This is a genomic window from Deltaproteobacteria bacterium (assembly GCA_016874735.1).
GTDB lineage: Bacteria > Bdellovibrionota_B > Oligoflexia > Oligoflexales > CAIYRB01 > CAIYRB01.
Map to the genome: position 1 here is coordinate 76,163 of VGTI01000003.1, position 18,905 is coordinate 95,067.

Below are 18,905 nucleotides of genomic sequence, written 5' to 3' on the forward strand. Positions count from 1 at the left end.
CTCTCCGAAGAGTATTTCGTCACAAATGCAGGGAATCTTTAGCGGATTAGTTGTCGCTGAGGGCGAAGAGGCCGAGAACCAAATCGTTAACTATCAACATCGTTCATTATGAAAGCGGCGACCTCTTGAGTGAACTCGAATTTTTTCGATCGGCGCCATTAATACACACTCGGCCGTCAGCAACCCTTTTTTCAGGTTTGCCAATTCGACCAGAGCTGCCTGAACAGCTCCCCCCTTTTATTGGGGAGTTTCTGATATACCACCGCGGCATAATTATGGCGTCGCAACCGCTGTCTGTTCTCTCTTGCGTTCCAAAAACAGCATATCAACCAGTAACAGGGAGACACCCACTGTGATGCAACTGTCGGCGAAATTAAAATTAGGAAAGTCGTAACGCCATCCTGCTAGATTCCAACGAACATCGATCCAGTCTATGACATAACCGAATCTGATTCGGTCGAGAAAATTTCCGATGGCACCTGACAAAATCAAACTGAGAGAAAAAATGGCTAAACGGTGATGTACAGGAGTTGATCGCAGATAGAGCAAGATGATGAACACAGCTAGGCATGTCACCAAATAAAAAAATGGTACTCGAATGACATCCGGTAGATTAGACAATGCACCCCATGCAGCACCAAGGTTTCGGACATAATTCGTACTCAGAGATATGAATGCGTGACTTCCATCCGGCGCACCGTCGCTGCCATCACTGGACCAAAGTGGATAACGCTGACCACGATAAGACGATAAATTTTCGGCATCGGACCAAACCATTAACGTGGACTGGGCATGGTACTTAGTGACCTGATCGAGGCCTATACTGCCAAGTACCATCAGTAGCAAAAATAACAATGAAAGCTTGTGTGCTCGTGCTGCAAGCGGGGTAAGTTTGGGATTCGCTGTCACGAAAGAACCTCTTTCAATGTGGGATAAATGCCCTGTAAACTTGAGGCTTTATTGTATCAAAATGGCAGCCCCCCCGCCATCTGAAGGTGTATTACTAATGGTGAACTCATGATACCAGTTGCAGTAATTTTCGATTTTGACGGTGTATTGGCGGATACACTGGAGACTCATTTAAAAGCGTGGGTTTTGGCTACTAAAGAAGTGTTTCAACAAGATATCGCGCCACCGACCGAGCTTAGTGGACACAGCACGAAAACTATTGCCCATTTGATCAGCAAAAGTCTGGGCCAACCCAGCATGGCTACCGCTCTTGCTAGCACAAAAGAGCGGCTAGTCACCAAGGTAGCGGGTCCTGTCTCGCTTTACCCTGGAGTCAAGGTCGCTATAAACCAACTCCGTGCACGCTCGATACCGTTTGCCATAGGTAGTAATGCCAGCCGCGCTTTTGTCACGGCAGCATTAGCCGATCATCAAATCGAGGTCGCCACCATAGTAACCGCCAGCGATGTGAGCCGGCATAAACCCGCGCCTGATATATTTTGGGCCTGTGGTAATCAAATGAATATTTCTCCAGCCAATCGGGAGCGGATCCTCGTATTTGAAGATAGTCCCCACGGCATTGAGGCAGCGGTAGCGGCCAAGATGTTCCCGATCGGGGTGACAACGGCACTTGATACAACCCAACTGCGACGAGCCGGAGCAAAACTCACGGTGAGCTCGGTTGCAGCTGCAAGTGAAGCGGGCTGGTTCTCAAGCATCAATGAATCCCATTAGGCTTCCGTCACTTTGCACGCATTAATCGCTGCTTTTCATGCTTGCGTCTGATGGCGCTTTCTATCAATTGATCGAGTAAATCGCTTGCATTGATACCTGACTCTCGCCACAGCATGGGATATTGGGAGATTTCCGTAAATCCTGGAATGGTATTGACCTCATTAAAATAGAATCTTCCGGTTGATTTTTCGAGAAAAAGATCGATCCGTGACATCCCGTATAATTCAAGTGATGCGTAAATCTGACCAGCTAATGCTCTAGCTTCATTCATCTGCTCTGTCGTGAGATTGGCAGGAACAACGACACTTGCCCCGTCCGTCTTAGTGTATTTGGCATCATATGAATAGAAATCGGCATGTGGCACGACTTCGCCAGCGATGGATAGTTTTGGCTCGTAGCCACCCAGAGCAGCCACCTCAATTTCTCGTACTTCTAGCCCTTTCTCGATCAAAACTTTATCGTCAAACTTCAATGCATGTTCGCATGCCAACATAAGCTCTTGCGGACTTGTTACCTTACTAACGCCGACCGAACTACCTAGCTTAGCCGGCTTAACAAAGAGAGGTAAACCCAGTTTTTCTAGAGCGTTAGAGCACATTCCGGACTTATCGACTGCCCACGTGTGGGCCCGAAAATCTACCCAAGGGACAACCGGTATCCCAGCTGAGGCGGCAAGCTTTTTAGCGACTACTTTATCGATGCCTATGGCTGAACCCAAAGTATCTGGGCCGACAAACGCTACCTCTTTTAGCTCTAGCCACCCCTGTAGAGTGCCATCCTCGCCAAAAGTCCCGTGAAGAATCGGAAAGACAACTAGGTTTTCAGTCGTTCTTCCAAAGGACCCAATGTCAAGTTGCATACCGCTTTTTGAGACCGGGAGCGGTCCAGATTTTGTGGCCAGAGTGCTCTCTAAATTTTGCTGCCACCATGTTCCGTCGGCAGCAATCCCTATGGCATGAACCACATACTTCTTGCGATCAAGATGGCCCAAAATGAAACGGGCGCTACGGCAAGAAATCTCATGCTCAGTAGACCTGCCACCATACAGAACAACTACTTCAATTGGTTTTGCCTGCACTTTGCCCCCTAAGAATTTCAGATTCTTAGGTTAGTATATATCAGCAAACTATGCCGCGGAACCAGCACCTGGTGCCTCATAATATGACTCTAGACTCTGAGCGCTGAGGCATAGAATGTGGACACGCTCGTTGCCACTCGATTGCTGGACATAATAGTTCCAGAGAGCTGCTATTTCGTCTCTGAGCTGAGGTGCGCGTCCCGCTGGCACGGTGGTCTGCTCAAGCCCTCTACGCAGTAATCGTTGAAAAATGCCTGCTCGTAAGTTCTGAGCACCATTAATGCTGTCAGAGTAGAATATGACCGAACTATTCTGTGGTAAGTTTAGACCAATTGCCTTTAGCCCACACTCAAGAACAGCCACCGAGTTACCTTCATGCGACTGAGAAACTATTAATGGACTCGGGAACTCGTGACTTACAACTTCCAGCCGACTCGACTTCCGATCCAGAGTTGCGATGATAAATTCGCATCGATCCTTAGGGATCTTGAACTGATCATAAAGTAGTGTTTCTAGCAACGCTTCGATCTTAGAAATTTGGCAAAAAAGCTCGCTATCGGTCCCGTCTACGAGTCGACTTAAGGAACGAATCGAGCTTCGTACGGTCATCGCAATGAGACGGGCTAGGACAGTTTCAGTTCTTAGGTTACCTAAGGTCACGATGACTCGTCGGTCATCGAATTCTAACCACTCGATCCACCCACTTGGGAGCTCGTCTACAGAACGCGCGTAAGTGGCAACTGCCCCTGAGGATGTCTGAGTCGTCAACTGGTAGCTCTCGACTTCGTTTAAATGAGCTAGCAGGTTGGACTTCGACTTCTCGTCACTAGTTCGCTCAAGTGCCGATAGCCTATTTAAGGCGTTATCAATTTGTCCGAACACCAAATGGGTCAACGACTCAATAATTTCGCTCATAGGCTCTGCAAATATCGCGGTTACAAAACCAAGCGAGGACGGCCCTGGTCGTATCTGGAATGTAAGCCGTTGATTGTTTGGCTTAGTGTTAATTAAATTGGTTAATTCACCTAGGTCTATCTCGAATAATTTATGATTTTGCCAAATGATTCCGGAGCTCCCAACAACCGGAACGAACACGGTGATCTCCGCTCTACATTGTGTACCAATGAGTTCAACGGCACGCGTTATGATTGTTCTCTGGTCTGAGCATTCGGCTAATTCTGAGATGACGCGATTCATAGTTCTTGCCCGTAACTGTTGCTCTGACAATGCCCTGGACATTCCTCTAAACTCATCGGCGATGGCGGCTAAATAGGGTCCTTCGTTGGCAAGCAGCGATCTGTCCGCTTGGACTTTTCCTAATCCGCGCAACTCGTCGATCGTTTGCTGCAACCCCAAAAATTGCCTCCGCAGACTGCCAAGCACCAAAACCGGCCCTACCAGAGTCACAATTGCTAGAGCCACTATCACCAGCCAAAAGCTACTCCACCATTGCCGGTAGATATAAGCGTGCGGCACCAAAACAATCAATTTCGACCAGTAATCAGATTCCTTTTTCGGGTTCAGTATGCCGATTCGAGGAATCTTGTGTTCCCGCATAACGTAATTGGCTCCTCCGAGTGAGAGACCATCAGAAACGCTCCCGGTCCTTGATGATTCTTGTATGAGTTTCTGAAGTTCGATGCGGTTTACTTCAGGGCGGATGTGGTCAAATAAAACCACTGGCGCTTCGTATTGGTTCAATGGGACGAGGGCAATAAAGATTGGCGTCCCCGGTCGAAGTGCGACACTGAGTTTTTTTACCCAGTTGGCAAGGGAAATCTCAACAATCCAATCGATCCCGCGCTGCCTTTGAGACTGAAAAAAGAATCCGGGCGATCCATCTCGAAGCTCACGAAAGGAATCACTCTCTCGCGTACCATCTGAGTTTTGCGGTAAAAAGCTAACCGTAGGACCTGAATCTTTATGCAGGTCTTCCGGCGCGTAAAACCTGAGACCTGGCAGCTCTACTTTGGATTTCAATCCAGAGAGCCTTGAACGACTTCCAGTTATGGCTTGGCCACTAAGTGAACGTACCTCAGCCTCTAAATCTTGACCGACCGAGTCTACCAAATGCTGGCTGGCTAATTCGGCCTCGGCAAGCTCATGATTGCGTAGAAGGAAGAGACCAACGGTGCAGATGAGAAGGCAAGGGCATACAACACCCCAGGCATACCGGCGAAGTAAGGGAGAGCCTACGGGTGAAAATTTGACTGGGGTCCGTTCCAATTTAGTCTGCTCAAAGCCATTTGACCGATTGAGGTCCACGAGCTCATATCGGCGCAAATTAGATCAGACATTAGTTATTGGACTTCCCCCCCAAGGCATATCACGTCGCCAAGGACCGCCCATCAACTACCTGTAATCACTGTAGCTTTTTTCTTCTCGAAGTATCGATCCGCTGGCTTTGTTGATCTGCGACTTGATCGCAGCCCGCTGGTCGTTTGTCTGGTAGACCGATCGCGCCAGCTCAATAAACTCTGAGTCAAATATTTTACTCGCTTCCTTCTCGCGGATTGCATCCTCAATATCCCAGAGCTGCCGATTGACTTGTTCAAGTTCCGCAACACCTCTTTGATTCAGAGAAATGCCATGACTCTCACAAACATCTAGCAAAGCCTTGAGTTCGGTTCTGATATTGACCAACTTGGATGTATCGACAATTTTTCGCTCTTTTATACGAAGAATCGTGATTTTGTCGATGAGCTCCCCCACCGATACTGGTACTACCAACTCGCTCATCCCAGTTACTCCGACAAGCTACAAAAATTAAAGTCTAAATCTTAGTGTTCTTGATATACTTAGAAAAATATCGATGCCAGTAAAAAAGGCGAGTAAACGTGAAACCCATACTCCGGATTATCAGGCCGTCTAGCCGCGAGATTAAGGACCTACTTGCGAGCCGTATACCTGGATTAGAAAGCAGAGGTTTCGGTGTTTTATATGATGAATTACTTTCTGACGCAGACTGGACATACAGCGCTGGCACTGCTGAACTAAGGGCGCAAGCTCTGGTGGAAGCCTTACGGGAGCCCGGGTCCGATTTTGTCCTGTGTGCTCGCGGAGGCTACGGGGCCAGTGACCTTTTACCCTTGCTCCCCTGGTCGGAGTTGGCACAGCTGCAACCTAAGTTGCTAATCGGTTTCTCAGACGTGTCGGCTATTCACGCAGCCTTTTATAGTCAGCTCGGGTGGCGTGGGCTCCACGGGCCGATGCCTGCTACCACACTCTGGAACGATGTTGACGGTACGAACACAGATGATATCGATGCTCTCATCAATAATCTCCAGCACTGGCTTACTGGTAGCTGTAGCGGCTCGATCCCAATCTCCACGATTACAGGTGTCCTTCCAGGACACCTGAGGGGAAGACTATTTGGAGGCTGTTTTACCGTTCTTACCAATTTGATTGGAACACCATACTTTCCAAGATCTCTAGCCGACCATATCGTCTTTATCGAGGATACGGATGAACATCCCGCGCGTCTCATGCGCGCGCTTAACCAATGGATTCAAAGTGGCGCGCTCAACGGCGTGAAAGCCGTGGTAGTTGGCCATCTCCGTAATCTTGGAACCCAAATTCCGGACTGTGCGCCATTCGTTATGCAGCAATTTGCTAAACGTCTAGATGTCCCAGTGTTTCACAGCCCTTTATTTGGTCACACCCAACCCAATTACCCAATGATGATCGGAGCCGAGGCCGCGATAGAAGGCGATCGATTGACATGGGAGACCGTAATTCATACCCAAAAATCATCAGGTAAGAGGAGTGCTCCTTCATGAGCATACGCAATGGCGCTAGCATCTATTTTCTTGGCATTGGCGGTACCGGAATGGCGACGGTCGCTGGTCTCTGTGCCGAAGCCGGTTACAAAGTATTCGGAAGTGATGCTGGTGTTTATCCGCCGATGTCGACCATGCTTGCGGAGCTGAATATTCCGGTTAAGACCCCTCTGGGCCCGGACAACGTCAGGGACCTGGATGCAGATTTGGTGGTTATTGCGAATGTGATGTCTCGCGGCAATCCCGAACTCGAAGCTGTCCTTGCTATGGGTGTGGCTACAACCAGTTTCCCACAGTTACTGGGCGACCTGTTTTTACGACACAGAACCACCTGTGTCGTAGCTGGTACGCACGGAAAAACGACCACAAGTTCACTATTGAGCCATGTGCTCCATGAGCTGGGTGAAGACCCAAGCTTTGTCATAGGTGGCATTCCGAGAAACTTCCCCCGCAGTTTCAGACTGGGGACAAGTCCGTTGTTTGTTATTGAGGGTGATGAATACGATACAGCGTACTTCGACAAGGGACCGAAGTTTCTTCACTACCACCCTACCCACTTAATCCTAAATAATCTCGAGTACGATCATGCAGATATCTATCCGAATCTAGAGGCGATTACGTCGCAATTCGTTAAATTATCCAAATTAGTTAAGGATCCGAAATGCATCATTGCAAATGTCGATGACACGGGAGTCTCTCAAGTCATTTCGCAAGCTGCTCTGACAGACAAAGTCACTAAAGTCTCAACACTTGGTTTAGATCGCACTGCCGATGTCAGAGTCGCTAGCCATCACGCAGTTCCAGATGGCGTCGGCGGACAGCTATGGACAGCTACGATTGAAACTTCCGCCCTCGGCAACTTCCAGATCCAAACTCAACTCTCTGGTAAACACAACCTAGCCAACATCGCGCAAGTTATCGGTTGCCTTGTGAGCCTACAGCGGCGCGGAGATTTGAAAACACCGGTAAATGGTTCTCGCATTGCAGCGGCCATTAGGTCCTTTCTCAATGTCCAAAGACGACTGGATCTTTTGGCAAGCGCGGCCGGTATTGATGTTTACGAGGACTTCGCCCATCACCCAACCGCCGTGCGGCTTGTCATTGAGGGTTTCAAGGCGGTCTATCCACAAAAGCGATTAATGATTGCGTTTGAGCCCCGCAGTGCTAGCCAGAGACGCAATGTGTTTCAAAAAGCGTTTGCAGAGGCCCTCAGTCTTGCCGATCGCGTATACATCGGAGAATGTATACAGGACCAGCGTATACCGCCTGAGCAGCGCATGAACACATCCCAGCTCCAACAGTCGATCGGAACTAAGGCGGTATGCTTCCCAACTAATCTCGAATTGGAGAAGTCCTTACTGGCCGACCTAACACCCGGCGATGCCGTTATTTTCATGTCGAGTGGTAGTTTTTCCGGTGTGCAGCACCGCTTAGCAGCCCACTTGCACCAAAATCAGAAAAATGGGAGCTTGCATTTCTAATAAGTTAAGAGCACAGTTCTAACTTAGTCGAGTACGCTGACTTTCCGAAGTTTTTCCAAACGACGGAAGCCCGCAGTAACCACTTAAAATCCATAAGGAATCGGTTTTAGGAGAGGACCAAATGCTGTTGAAGAAAACGAAACATGCTCTTGCTGTCGCCACGCTGGTGCTCGGGTTTGGCTCATTCGGCTGTACCGACGACGAGGCTAAGCCTGAGGAACCTGTCCAGCCCGCCGCCCAAGCGGAAGTGGCGAAACCGGAACCAACCGCCCCTGTAGAGTCGTTTGCACCGAAGACCATCTACTTTGCATTTGACGATTACAGCCTAAATGGTGACGCTCAAAGCAACCTACAAGGGCTAGCTGAACACTTGAAAAAAGCTCAAACGGCTGTGGTTCAAATTGAGGGGCACTGCGACGAGCGTGGCTCGGTTGAGTACAACCTTGCACTCGGCGAACGCCGCGCGCAATCTGTAAAGAACTACCTGGTGCAATTGGGCGTCGAAGGTGGCCGCCTGTCTACGATCAGCTACGGCGAGGAGAAGCCCGCCTCTGACGGACATGACGAGGCTGCTTGGGCGAAAAATCGTCGCGCTGAGTTCACGCTAACTAATCAGTAAGCGTATTGACGATCACATTTGTCAAAATGCGATCCTGAAAGAACCGGCTCAGCCCGATCATGTGGCTAGCCGGTTTTTTTAATGCGCACCAATATTGAGCTGACATCGTCTTGCAATTTGTCCATTATAAGACTATTCTTGTTGTTTTATCGCCAAGTTGTCGACCCCCATTGGGTCGCATTGATATGAAAGTCTAGGCTCGCCTATAGGGCCTGCGAAAGGAGAGTTTCCGTGGACGTTGCCATCGGGATTTTGGTGGCTGTCGTCGGCGTCGTATTTGGTCTGCTTGGAGTTGGGGTGTTCCTCAACAAAAAGCAACTAGCTGTGGTCTTCAAAAAGGCCGAGGACGAAGCCAAACAGCTACGGGAAGAGGCCCGCAAAGAAGCCGATCAAATTGTAAAGCAAGCTCTGAGGGAAGCCAAAGATGAGGCGCGCAGTCGACGTCATCAATTTGAGGAAGAGCACAAGAATCGCCGTAGCGAAATCAGCAAGCTAGAGAACAAAATCAAGCAACGAGAGCAGCAACTAGAGAAAAAGCTCCAGCTTGTTGAAAAGCGAGAAACCGACCTTTCAACTGCAGAACAGGAGCTGTCAAAAGAAGAGCAGAAATTTCATAGAATGAACGCTGAATGCTCGACCACTCTGGAGCACGCTCGCAAGACCCTGCAAAATATTGCTAAGATGTCAGCGGAGGAGGCAAAGCGCGAGCTCATTCGTACTCTTGAGGACGACGCCCGTCGTGAGGCTAAAGATCGTCTGCGCGCCATTGAGGAACAGACACGCAAAGAAGCCGAGGAACGGGCTCGTGCCGTTGTAAGCTTAGCCGTACAGCGGGTGGCAGGCGAATTTGTCAGTGACTCAACTATTTCTGTTGTCGCCTTGCCGAGTGACGATATGAAGGGTCGGATTATCGGACGCGAGGGTCGTAACATTCGGGCTCTCGAACAAGCGACAGGTGTAGATCTCATCATCGACGATACACCAGAGGCCGTGATCCTCTCTTGCTTCAATCCAATTCGCAGAGAAATCGCCAAGATTTCCTTAGAACGTTTGGTTGCAGACGGCAGAATTCACCCCGCCAGGATTGAAGAGACTGCAAAGAGGGTCACCAATGAATTCGAGCAGATCATACGTGAAGCGGGTGAGCAGGCTGCATTTGATGTTGGCATCACTGACTTGCACCCTGAGCTCATACGTCATTTGGGCCGCCTGAAGTTTCGCGCTGTCGGCGTGCAAACTGTGCTTCAGCATGCCGTCGAAACCGCACAGCTTTGCGGCATTATGGCCTCTGAGATGGGCCTCAATGTAAAGCGAGCCAAACGCTGTGGATTGCTCCATGACATAGGAAAGGCGGTCGATCAGGATACGGAAGGTCACCACTCTCAAATCGGCGCCGAGATCTGTGCCAAATTCGACGAGTCAGAAGTCGTTGTTAATGCCATACGTCTGCATCACGAAGACGACATCAACCAAGCTAGCCCTTATGCTGTCGTACTTCACACTGCCAATGTTCTATCATCAAAACGCCCAGGCGCGAGACGTGAGGTAATGGAAACCTATCTGACACGCCTCACGGACATGGAGAAACTGGTCAAAGACTTCGCAGGCATCGAGGATGCCTACGTGATGCAGGCTGGTAATGAGGTGCGGGCGATGGTCACACCTACTGGTGTTTCAGATCATGATTGTGTTGATTTAGCCAACGAGATAGCCTCTAAATTACGTCAAGAGATCACCTTCCCTGGCCAGGTGAGAGTTACAGTTGTTAGAGAGAGTCGAGTCGCGGATTTTGCAAAGTGACGAAGATTCTCGCCATTGGTGATGTGATGGGCAAGGTCGGACGGCGTTGCCTAGAATCGCTACTACCTGTGATACGTGAGCAGCACCAGCCCGACTTCGTTGTAGTTAACGGCGAGAATGCTGCCGGTGGCTTTGGTTTGACAGAAAAGATATACCGAAACTTTACCGAGCAGCTCGCTATTGACGCCGTAACCATGGGCAATCACTGGCACGACAAGCGCGAGATCTACTCTTTCCTACCTGGAGCAGACCGCTTAATTCTGCCTTGCAACATGGGCAATGTCGATAACGACCGACTAGGACTTAAAATTATCACCGCAAAAAATGGCCAGCGTCTTGCCGTCATAAACTGTATCGGTCGTGCTTTCATGAAAGACGGTAATCGCGACATATTCAGGACTGTTGATAAACTCCTAGAAGAGATACCTAGCAGTGTGCGGATTAGAATAGTCGATATTCATGCTGAGGCGACCAGTGAGAAACAGGCACTCGGCTGGTACCTTACTGGCCGCGTCTCGCTAGTTTATGGAACCCATTCTCATGTTCCAACCGCCGACCACCGGCTTTTAGATGATAAAACGGGTTTCGTAACAGATGTTGGCATGACTGGGCCTTACCGATCGGTCATTGGAATCGATGTGGGCGCTGCAATCCACCGGTTACTCACAGGCGAAAAAAAGAAGTTCGAACCCGCTACCGCTGACCCCCACCTCTATGCGATCATGGCGGACATTGATGATGAGACCGGTTATTGCCGGCAAGTACAGAGGTTGCACTTACAACCAACTGATTTGTGATTAATCTTGAGGATACTGCTCATGAAGCTGCTGCGACTATCTGCTCTGTTTTTGCTGCTCACGTTGTTGCCAACACCGTCAGCCAAGGCCTTCTGGTCCAGTGGGTCAGGTCATTATGGCCTCAGAGGCTCCACGGAGACCGCTCCAGCATTCCAAAAAAACACGGGCACTTTCCAGGCCATAGAGCAAAGCTTCCTGTTGACAGGAGAGGCTCGCGTTAATGATCAGCTTAGTACATTTCTTGAACTCAGACTCTTTGAAGACCTGCGCCGCGCCTACCTGGGGAATGTCGGTCAACCTGCCGACTGTGCGGGCAGACCGGGCGCAACCGTCAGCGAGCAGTGCGCTAATCAGCATCAAAGCACCGGTGAGCCCGGTTATAGGCCTTACTCACCAAACATCACCAAAGCGTATGTTCGCTATGCCTTCGACTATTGCATTCTGGAGGCGGGTCGCCGGGGACGACAATGGGGTCTGGGTATGCTTCTTGACGATGGCACACGTCCCTTTGCCCAGCAGATCTCAGCGTTCGATGGCGTCACTTGCAATGTGAATATCCAGAAGAGCCAGACCCTAGGTTTTAGCCTCGGTTACGACAAGCTTGCTGAGACAGGATCACCTGTAGACCCTAATTGGAATAATTACCCGGGTCAGGCAGCTGGTACTGGTAATGCTCCCGCTACGGCAGGGCGTACATTCGGTGCCTACGACCCGTATGACGATCTGGACCAATATTTCTTCACCATTGAATACGACGACCGCAAGGCCAATGCGGGCGCCACCTTTACCAAGCAGGTAGGCGTTTATTTTGCCCAGATCCTGGGCAAGCCCTATAAAACACAATATGTGATGACGGATCCGAACAACCCTACCACAGGGTCTCAGCTTAAGGAAATCGGTGGGGACGCAACTGACCTAAAATTCCTCGATCTTTACACCGGCTTTTATCTCGGCGATTTGGCTCTGAGAAACGAAGTACTGTTTCGTATGGGTAAGTCGATGGATCCCAATTGGCTTTACTTAGGGGGTAGTTACGGCGTGGCTCAACCAGTTACCAACAACCTTGACTCGGTTGCTGTAGCTGGTGACTTTGAGTGGACCATTGCCCACTCCGGGGCGCCAGTTGGACCAATCGAGTTTAATAAGGGCGATATGACACGCCATCTGGTTTTCTTCAATTATGCCTATGCACCAGGAAATGAAGAGGGCTATCGAACATTTGACACCGCCCCTACGGTGGCGGGACTTGACCCATCTGTAGCAAGTAAACTCACGAAGTCGTCTCGTTCGAACAATGTTAAGGCCATTCAATTTCACCGAAACTTCAAGCCCGCGCTGCTTCTCTTCAACGCTCAACCTAACTCCGATACTCTTATTGTCGATGGGGCGTTCAATCCTTCTCGCTTTGTGAACGCCACTCTTTTCGCTACAGGTTACCGCTACGAGAGCATGGAAAATGGCAATTTCGAGGTTAAATTACTGACGGCTAACCTCAATGAAGGGGTGCCCACAGAAATCCAGCAATACTATACCGCAATAAAGGATTCCGCAGTTGATACCGGTAGTAGACCGGCAGGATTCTACGGCCGAAGCTTAGGGTGGGAGCTCGATTTATCATATACATTCAAGTTTGGACGCGATGCTGAAATCGGTGCGTCACTTGCGACAGCTTTGCCCGGAAAGGCCTGGCAGACCCGCACAGACACAAAACCCACTACGGATTTCTTGCTGCAATCGATGGCTGTGTTCCACTTCTAGGAAACCAGAATCAAGGAGTCGAGAGATGAGCGACGAGGTTATCGATCGAAGGACTGATCAACGCCTAGATGACGCGATCATTATCGACTTCCTAACTTCCACAGCGTCTGTCTTTTCAAAGTTCGGGATCATATCAAGCAAGGACACGGACAACCTCAGACTCGCCCTAAGTGGGATAGCGTCAGACTCCACAGGACGGACTTTACTTCTGGCCCTCGAACGTGAAAGAGCAGAATATCTAGACTTGTTGAAAGCTAGGTTCGGTACCGCAAGCCTCAGTCTGAATATACTCCGTTTTTCCATGCGCGCACCTTTACTTAGCCTAGTGAAAACACTTAGTGACGTTGGTCAGAGCCTACTGAAAAAGGCGGAACTTTTGTTCAATCGTCCGTTTCTATTACAGGTCGATGGACATCCCGCGCGTCAGGTCCTGTTCTCGACAGTCATCGTTGATCTTGCTGCCGCAGTTGCGGATGCCTGCCAGGTCGTCAACGGCCATTTATCTCAATTAAATTTGATGGTTCCATGTGGATTGCCGCTTAAATGTGAGCTCGACAGGAATCTTGACCTTGAACTAGCTCAGGCTCTTGGGTTCCATGGATTAGATCCACATAGCTCGCCAGATTTTGTGACATCAGCAGTAAAGAAGCGCGTTGCAGAGGCAGGTCAGTCCTTGGCCGAAAATTTCATTCTACTTGCTGAGCAGCTTCTGTGGAATACCAGTGAGGAGGCAGCCCACGACCTCTTGTCGGCAATCGAATTGTTTAAATTAGATGCTCAGCGTCTAGGCTCTATGGACCTGCCGCGAAACGATAGTCTCGTTCTTTGGGAGGTCCGACGTAAATATGTCTTGGAGTGCTTGCACTCTATCGACAAGAACTTGAGCCATGTGAAATCGGCTCTAACCGACGCCTTAAGTATAGAAATTGTCAGACAGCCAAACTTAATTACTGATGCTGGTCGCCGACGACTGAAATTTGATTTGGTTTCTAACGGCCTTCTACCATCCAGGGCAGATGAAGCGGTTAATGCACTGTTGAATTATCTTTCAGCCCAAAACATCACACCGTCCCAGCTGCTAGTCGGAGAGCTTGGCCGCATACATGCAGACTTGACCCCGGCTGCCCTAGAAACATTAGTAGCGCTGGTAAATGACAGCTCCCTGATGACGGGAGCTCCACACGATAAAAGTTCCACCTTAAAAAGATCCTCCGGTCTGTCTAAGTTTCTAAAAAGTCTAGGCGCAGCAACTCCAGCGGTATTTGCGATTATTCTCTTTCTCTCAGGTTGTGGGCTAAAGACCAATCCACAAAGCACTGTGAGTGAGCTTCGACCAGATATAACCTTCCGCTCGCTACGGGCTACCAAATCTGTTGACGATCAGCGGATAGGCGGGGAAACTCAGTTGGCACCAAGAGTTCATGCAGGAGACGGCGGTCATGGCGGGCTTGCAAAACAACCTTTATGAGTTTAAGGGCGTTTGGACTGCGATTGCTACGCCCTTTCGCGAAGATCGTCAAATCGACTGGGCAGCCTTCGAAAAGCTACTTGAGCTTCAAGAGCAAGCACAAGTAAGCGGCATTGTTATCTCTGGGACTACGGGTGAATCGCCTACTCTGACGCCAACTGAAAAATTGTCCCTAGTACGTAAGGCTAGAGCCATTCTAAGCGGCAAAGTCAGGATCATGGCCGGTACAGGCGATAACAATACTCAGCAAAGCGTTGAGCTATCAAAGCTTGCTCAGGATGCTGGTGCCGACAGCCTACTCGTTGTGACCCCACCTTACAATAAGCCTACGACTGCTGGTCTAATCAGACACTACAGCTCCATTTCTGATGCAGTCAAGATACCAGTATGTCTTTACCATGTGCCCGGGCGCACAGCACACATGCTCACCGTCGAGCAAATTACAGCCGTTTGTAAGGATGGGAAAGTTAAGTCTGTAAAAGAGGCTAGTGCCGACCTCGGCTTTTTCTCCCGCAGCCTAAAAGCCACAGGCCTGCCTTTTCTGTCCGGCGATGACACCACGTACCTTGCCTGTTTATCCGTGGGCGGTACAGGCGTCATCAGCGTGGTAGCAAATATTTTTCCGAAAGCTTTTGTTGCACTTACAGAGGCGTTCCAATCCGGTAATTTAACTAGAGCCCAAGCCATACACCATACGCTCATGCCAGCTATCGATGTTCTCTTTTGCGAAACTAACCCAGGCCCCTTAAAGGCGACTCTCGAGGTCATCGGAATAGGAAAAAATGTGGTTCGCCCACCCTTGGCTGAGGTGTCCGAGAGCAACAGGCGCCGTATCGCAGAGGTAATTACCTCTACGCAAGAACAATTGAAAGGTTTGGTTTAACGTGTCAGTAGCCCCAGGTTGCGCCAACGTATGGATTCATGGCATCTCTGGCCGCATGGGTCGGGAGATTCGAGAGGTCTGCCTCCATTCGCGAGCCGATCAATTTAAACTAATTGGGGGAAGCGCGCGATCTGCTGAGGATGATACCCAGCAGATCGTGAGCTCGCCAGCTGCTATTGCTGCCCAATTACTGCGCACTAAGACGCAAATCGTCCTGGATTTTTCCAGTGCCAGTGGAAATCAACTATTACTTACCGCTCTTGAGTCCTCAGAGAGTATCAGAGACCTTTCCGTACTTATTGGCTCAACAGGAATGAACCAAGAGGACTATCAGAATTGGTGCAATCTAGCCAAAAAGCGGCTATTCAGATTGCTCTTTGCTCCTAACACCAGTATCGGCATTCTGATGGCGGTAAAAGCTGCAAGTCTCATTGCACCGTCTCTAAAACAACTCGGTTTTGATATCGAAATCACCGAAACTCACCACCGTCGAAAGCTGGATGCTCCCAGCGGAACAGCCAGATTTCTAGCGGAATCTGTCGCTGGCAGTGTCGGTGATTTGAAAATCGTGACTGCGCGTCATGGTGGACGTCAGGAGAACGAACTTGGCGTCCATGCAGTGCGCGGTGGGGGTGTATTTGGCGAGCACGAAATACGCTTGATAGGTGACTCTGAAGAGGTCTGTGTTTCCCACAGAGCCTTCAGTCGTACCCTCTTTGCCGACGGGGCTCTGGTTCTTGCATCCTGGCTCTTCAGTCAAAAAGCCGGTGTCTACAGCCTACTTGATATCGATCCCAGCGACCTATTGAGCCGTCGTTAGCTACGGTTAGCGCGCCTTCAGGGCTCCACCGAGCTGTACGAAAGATGTGGTCTCATTGTACACCACCACGGTATCGGAACTTAGCCAGTAACCGTCACGAGTTTGAACCTGAAGGTTATATGTCCCTGCTGGGACATTGAAGAATACAGCCTTTGTAAGCGGCGCATCGCTGAAGTACCAGCCATCACCTACATCACGTCCGTTTTGGTCGATGAGACGCATGGACACCGTGTCTCTAGCAACAGCAGCTGGTGCGCTGTAATGCACCAAAACTGCGCCCTGAGTCGGATCGTGCGCGACTTGGGCATAGAGCGACATGTCCTCTATGAATCCCCGGGGTATCAACGGCAGAATTTTCGGGCTCTCATCTGTTGGGTAGGTATATACAACTGGTTCAAACTCGGCAGCCCGGGCGTAAAAATGAAATCTGCCGTGACTGTGGGTCACAGGGTCTTGAGACGCTAGTCGTCCTGCCTCTACCTGCATCATTGGCATGTCGTCGCCGAATGGGATTATATCGACCGCATCGACCTGCTTAAATGAGTTAGCAGCCTGTGCGTCGTTGCCTAACTGTTCTTGTGCCGTTGCCATGCTAGCTAATTGCACAGCTATTTTCTTTTGATCGCTGATACTTACGCCGTCTTCCGTATGGTTACCTACAAAGACTGCAACTGGTTGGGTCATCAGCACCTCGTTACCACGAGATAGCGAAATTGCCGCGGGGCCAGGTGTCACATTGAAAAAACATACCCTTCCATCCTCGCCAGTTTGACTTAGACCTCTATCCAAGTAACCGAAACGATTGAAATAATACGGCCCCTCTGCTGGTGTATCGAATTTGATAGATAGCCCACCTTGAGGCTTGTCAGCCCCAGCCTCGGTGCGCTCAGCTATAGTGGCACAGTAAGACCCCAACCCCGATTTCTGCACTGTACTAGCTATAGCGGAAAGACCGTCAAATATTAAACTGCGGAGCATCTTCAAGCGTCTGACACCCTTACCATCACTCATTATCTCAGCTATCGACGACCGGACTTGCGAACTAGGATCGTCGATCTGAACCAGAAATCTCGAATTTTTAGGCATATCTTTGATAGTCAGATGTCCTGTAGCGTCTGTTTGGCCTACAAAATCCGTGCCCACTACACGCACAGTCGCACCAATTACGGGATATATCTTCCCGGCAGCTACATCGGACCTATCATCAACAATTTGGATCGTTACGGTTTGGTAGGCGACTTCGCTCCTGCCGTAGTAGTAGCGGATACGCTCACGATCATGCTCAGCCATAGATGCTTTGGTCGCGGCAACGCTCGCGGACAAAGACGGTGTTTTTAACACATCGGATTGATCGTTTTTAACTTGCTCTCGATCATCCGGAGCTTCGGTCTCGGGAAGCTGGCGGCCAGACTGACTCTGGGGTTCCTGTTCCTCAGAGCTGGAAACATCGCTCGTTTTGGGGTCAAACTTAGCACTCGAAGCCAGAGCAGGAAGGACGCCGGTTAGGTTAAAAAGCCCATCCGGAACGCGCATTTCGAAATGCTTCGCCCCGGCTCCACCTCGGATCCACACAGGGACAATGTACATCCGACCCTTGCTAAAGGCGTACAGCTCGGTCGCTCCAGGTTTCAAGGCGGCTAGCTGTCCGAGTTCGCGGCGGAGCTCCAGGATTTTCTCGTCGCGCACGAACAGAGCGAGGTCACCCAATCCTGGTGCCACGTTTAATCTCAACTTATCTCCGGGACCAGAAAACTCAATTTGTGCAGGGTTGAACTTGAGACCGTCAGCTGCTGCCACTACAGCAACCTCTGTGATTCCGCCATTAGCCACCGTCGGTGTATTGGAGACTTTGGGTTCGATGACTTCGTGGTTAATCTTGCCCGATCGCTTTAAACCGACGCGATCCAGGAAATCTCGCACAGACATTTCGGGCCATGCGGTCAGGTCTTTGAGACCAACTTTGGGAGCCGCATTACTCTGAGGTGCAACCACTGTTGACACGAGCACAGAGGCAAGCGTGGAAGTGGCCAACTGTCCGCGGCGTTTTCTACGTACGGTCATAGTTCACATCCTAGTGAATCGAGCTCATCCAGATGTCCTAGTCTATCTATCGGCGTGACAATAAAAAGATTTAATCTGTGGTTGCCGATGGCAAAGTGAATTTAGAAGGGGTAATGAGGCAGTGAGGGCAATATCCCTCAGCTACCATTTTAGCTGGCAGATACCACCCTCATCAACTGCGGTCTCACTCAAGAACGTAACCTTCTTGAGTAACCGAAAATTGTTGCGTTCGTTATATGGTTGCCAATTTTTCCTTCAACAGCTGACTCACAATCTTTCCGTCACCGCCCTCGCCAAGCCTAGCGAGCACTTCTTTCATCAGAGGGCCAAAATTACGATCAGCTGTGTCTTTTAATACTTCTTCGATAGCTTTCTTTACTTCGTCGATTCCAGCTTTTTTAGGTAGATATTGCTCGACGATGGCTATTTCACTTTTGATCTGAGTCCGCTGCTCACCCTCTGGGTAGTCGTCGAGTGACTTGACAAGTCTCTTTTGATAGGTTCCAACAACCTTTTGGACCTCTGATTCTGGCAAGTCCTGATGCGCGTTGACTGCAGCTTGTGCATATTTTATTTCACTCAAAATCATCCTCAAAACGCTAAGTTTTACCTTGTCTTTCGACTTCATGGCGTTCTTTAGATCATCATTAATTTTTTCTTTTAGTCCCATGATTTCCT

The 18,905-nt window shown here is 49.8% G+C and carries 16 protein-coding genes; 10 read left to right on the forward strand and 6 right to left on the reverse strand.

Annotated features, from left to right (window positions below):
• Positions 1-273: 273 nt before the first annotated feature.
• A complete protein-coding gene (gene lspA / locus FJ146_03105; protein MBM4250933.1) occupies positions 274-909 on the reverse strand; it encodes a signal peptidase II in 636 nt (211 codons plus the stop codon).
• Between the two features lie 108 nt (positions 910-1,017).
• On the opposite strand from lspA, the gene FJ146_03110 reads away from it, so the two are divergent.
• Positions 1,018-1,683 carry an HAD family phosphatase gene (locus FJ146_03110; GenBank protein ID MBM4250934.1) on the forward strand — a complete coding sequence of 222 codons (666 nt, stop codon included), beginning with the start codon at positions 1,018-1,020 and terminating at the stop codon, positions 1,681-1,683.
• A 7-nt stretch (positions 1,684-1,690) separates the two neighbouring features.
• On the opposite strand, the gene FJ146_03115 is transcribed toward FJ146_03110, so the two are convergent.
• The 3 genes from FJ146_03115 to FJ146_03125 form a co-directional block, all read right to left on the reverse strand.
• Entirely contained in the window at positions 1,691-2,782 is a 1,092-nt protein-coding gene (locus FJ146_03115; GenBank protein ID MBM4250935.1) for a D-alanine--D-alanine ligase, read from the reverse strand.
• Between the two features lie 27 nt (positions 2,783-2,809).
• A complete protein-coding gene (locus tag FJ146_03120) occupies positions 2,810-4,987 on the reverse strand; it encodes a hypothetical protein (GenBank protein ID MBM4250936.1) in 2,178 nt (725 codons plus the stop codon).
• A 126-nt stretch (positions 4,988-5,113) separates the two neighbouring features.
• Positions 5,114-5,500, reverse strand: coding sequence for a hypothetical protein (locus FJ146_03125; protein ID MBM4250937.1), 387 nt, complete (start codon positions 5,498-5,500; stop codon positions 5,114-5,116).
• Between the two features lie 98 nt (positions 5,501-5,598).
• Between FJ146_03125 and FJ146_03130 the strand changes: the two genes are divergently transcribed.
• The 9 genes from FJ146_03130 to dapB all read left to right on the forward strand — a co-directional run bounded on the left by FJ146_03130 (position 5,599) and on the right by dapB (position 16,166).
• A complete protein-coding gene (locus FJ146_03130; protein MBM4250938.1) occupies positions 5,599-6,540 on the forward strand; it encodes an LD-carboxypeptidase in 942 nt (313 codons plus the stop codon).
• Complete coding sequence (locus tag FJ146_03135) at positions 6,537-8,021, forward strand: UDP-N-acetylmuramate:L-alanyl-gamma-D-glutamyl-meso-diaminopimelate ligase (GenBank protein ID MBM4250939.1); 1,485 nt, start codon at positions 6,537-6,539, stop codon at positions 8,019-8,021. Before FJ146_03130 ends, FJ146_03135 begins: the two co-directional genes overlap by 4 nt.
• Positions 8,022-8,142: 121 nt before the next feature.
• Complete coding sequence (pal, locus tag FJ146_03140; GenBank protein MBM4250940.1) at positions 8,143-8,640, forward strand: peptidoglycan-associated lipoprotein Pal; 498 nt, start codon at positions 8,143-8,145, stop codon at positions 8,638-8,640.
• A 231-nt stretch (positions 8,641-8,871) separates the two neighbouring features.
• Positions 8,872-10,440: a ribonuclease Y gene (gene rny / locus FJ146_03145; GenBank protein ID MBM4250941.1), complete on the forward strand. Its 1,569-nt coding sequence runs from the start codon at positions 8,872-8,874 to the stop codon at positions 10,438-10,440.
• Entirely contained in the window at positions 10,437-11,237 is an 801-nt protein-coding gene (locus FJ146_03150) for a YmdB family metallophosphoesterase (protein MBM4250942.1), read from the forward strand. The genes rny and FJ146_03150 overlap by 4 nt, the downstream gene beginning before the upstream one ends.
• Before the next feature lie 21 nt (positions 11,238-11,258).
• Entirely contained in the window at positions 11,259-12,995 is a 1,737-nt protein-coding gene (locus tag FJ146_03155; protein MBM4250943.1) for a hypothetical protein, read from the forward strand.
• 25 nt (positions 12,996-13,020) lie between these two features.
• On the forward strand, positions 13,021-14,463 hold the full coding sequence (locus FJ146_03160; protein MBM4250944.1) for a hypothetical protein: 1,443 nt from the start codon (positions 13,021-13,023) through the stop codon (positions 14,461-14,463).
• Complete coding sequence (locus tag FJ146_03165; GenBank protein ID MBM4250945.1) at positions 14,417-15,346, forward strand: 4-hydroxy-tetrahydrodipicolinate synthase; 930 nt, start codon at positions 14,417-14,419, stop codon at positions 15,344-15,346. The genes FJ146_03160 and FJ146_03165 overlap by 47 nt, the downstream gene beginning before the upstream one ends.
• A 1-nt stretch (position 15,347) precedes the next feature.
• Positions 15,348-16,166 carry a 4-hydroxy-tetrahydrodipicolinate reductase gene (gene dapB / locus FJ146_03170; GenBank protein MBM4250946.1) on the forward strand — a complete coding sequence of 273 codons (819 nt, stop codon included), beginning with the start codon at positions 15,348-15,350 and terminating at the stop codon, positions 16,164-16,166.
• 6 nt (positions 16,167-16,172) lie between these two features.
• On the opposite strand, the gene FJ146_03175 is transcribed toward dapB, so the two are convergent.
• Both FJ146_03175 and FJ146_03180 read right to left on the reverse strand, forming a co-directional pair.
• Positions 16,173-18,227: a hypothetical protein gene (locus tag FJ146_03175; protein MBM4250947.1), complete on the reverse strand. Its 2,055-nt coding sequence runs from the start codon at positions 18,225-18,227 to the stop codon at positions 16,173-16,175.
• A gap of 232 nt (positions 18,228-18,459) precedes the next feature.
• Positions 18,460-18,897, reverse strand: a complete 438-nt coding sequence (locus FJ146_03180) for a hypothetical protein (GenBank protein MBM4250948.1) — start codon at positions 18,895-18,897, stop codon at positions 18,460-18,462.
• Positions 18,898-18,905: the final 8 nt, after the last annotated feature.

What these genes read in the sequence shown, in the direction of transcription:
- FJ146_03110 (MBM4250934.1), top strand. Translation starts at nt 1,018, where the DNA reads ATGATACCAGTTGCAGTAATTTTCGATTTTGACGGTGTATTGGCGGAT.
- FJ146_03175 (MBM4250947.1), bottom strand. Translation starts at nt 18,227, where the DNA reads ATGACCGTACGTAGAAAACGCCGCGGACAGTTGGCCACTTCCACGCTT.
- FJ146_03135 (MBM4250939.1), top strand. Translation starts at nt 6,537, where the DNA reads ATGAGCATACGCAATGGCGCTAGCATCTATTTTCTTGGCATTGGCGGT.
- pal (MBM4250940.1), top strand. Translation starts at nt 8,143, where the DNA reads ATGCTGTTGAAGAAAACGAAACATGCTCTTGCTGTCGCCACGCTGGTG.
- FJ146_03155 (MBM4250943.1), top strand. Translation starts at nt 11,259, where the DNA reads ATGAAGCTGCTGCGACTATCTGCTCTGTTTTTGCTGCTCACGTTGTTG.
- FJ146_03180 (MBM4250948.1), bottom strand. Translation starts at nt 18,897, where the DNA reads ATGGGACTAAAAGAAAAAATTAATGATGATCTAAAGAACGCCATGAAG.
- FJ146_03125 (MBM4250937.1), bottom strand. Translation starts at nt 5,500, where the DNA reads ATGAGCGAGTTGGTAGTACCAGTATCGGTGGGGGAGCTCATCGACAAA.
- FJ146_03160 (MBM4250944.1), top strand. Translation starts at nt 13,021, where the DNA reads ATGAGCGACGAGGTTATCGATCGAAGGACTGATCAACGCCTAGATGAC.
- FJ146_03165 (MBM4250945.1), top strand. Translation starts at nt 14,417, where the DNA reads ATGCAGGAGACGGCGGTCATGGCGGGCTTGCAAAACAACCTTTATGAG.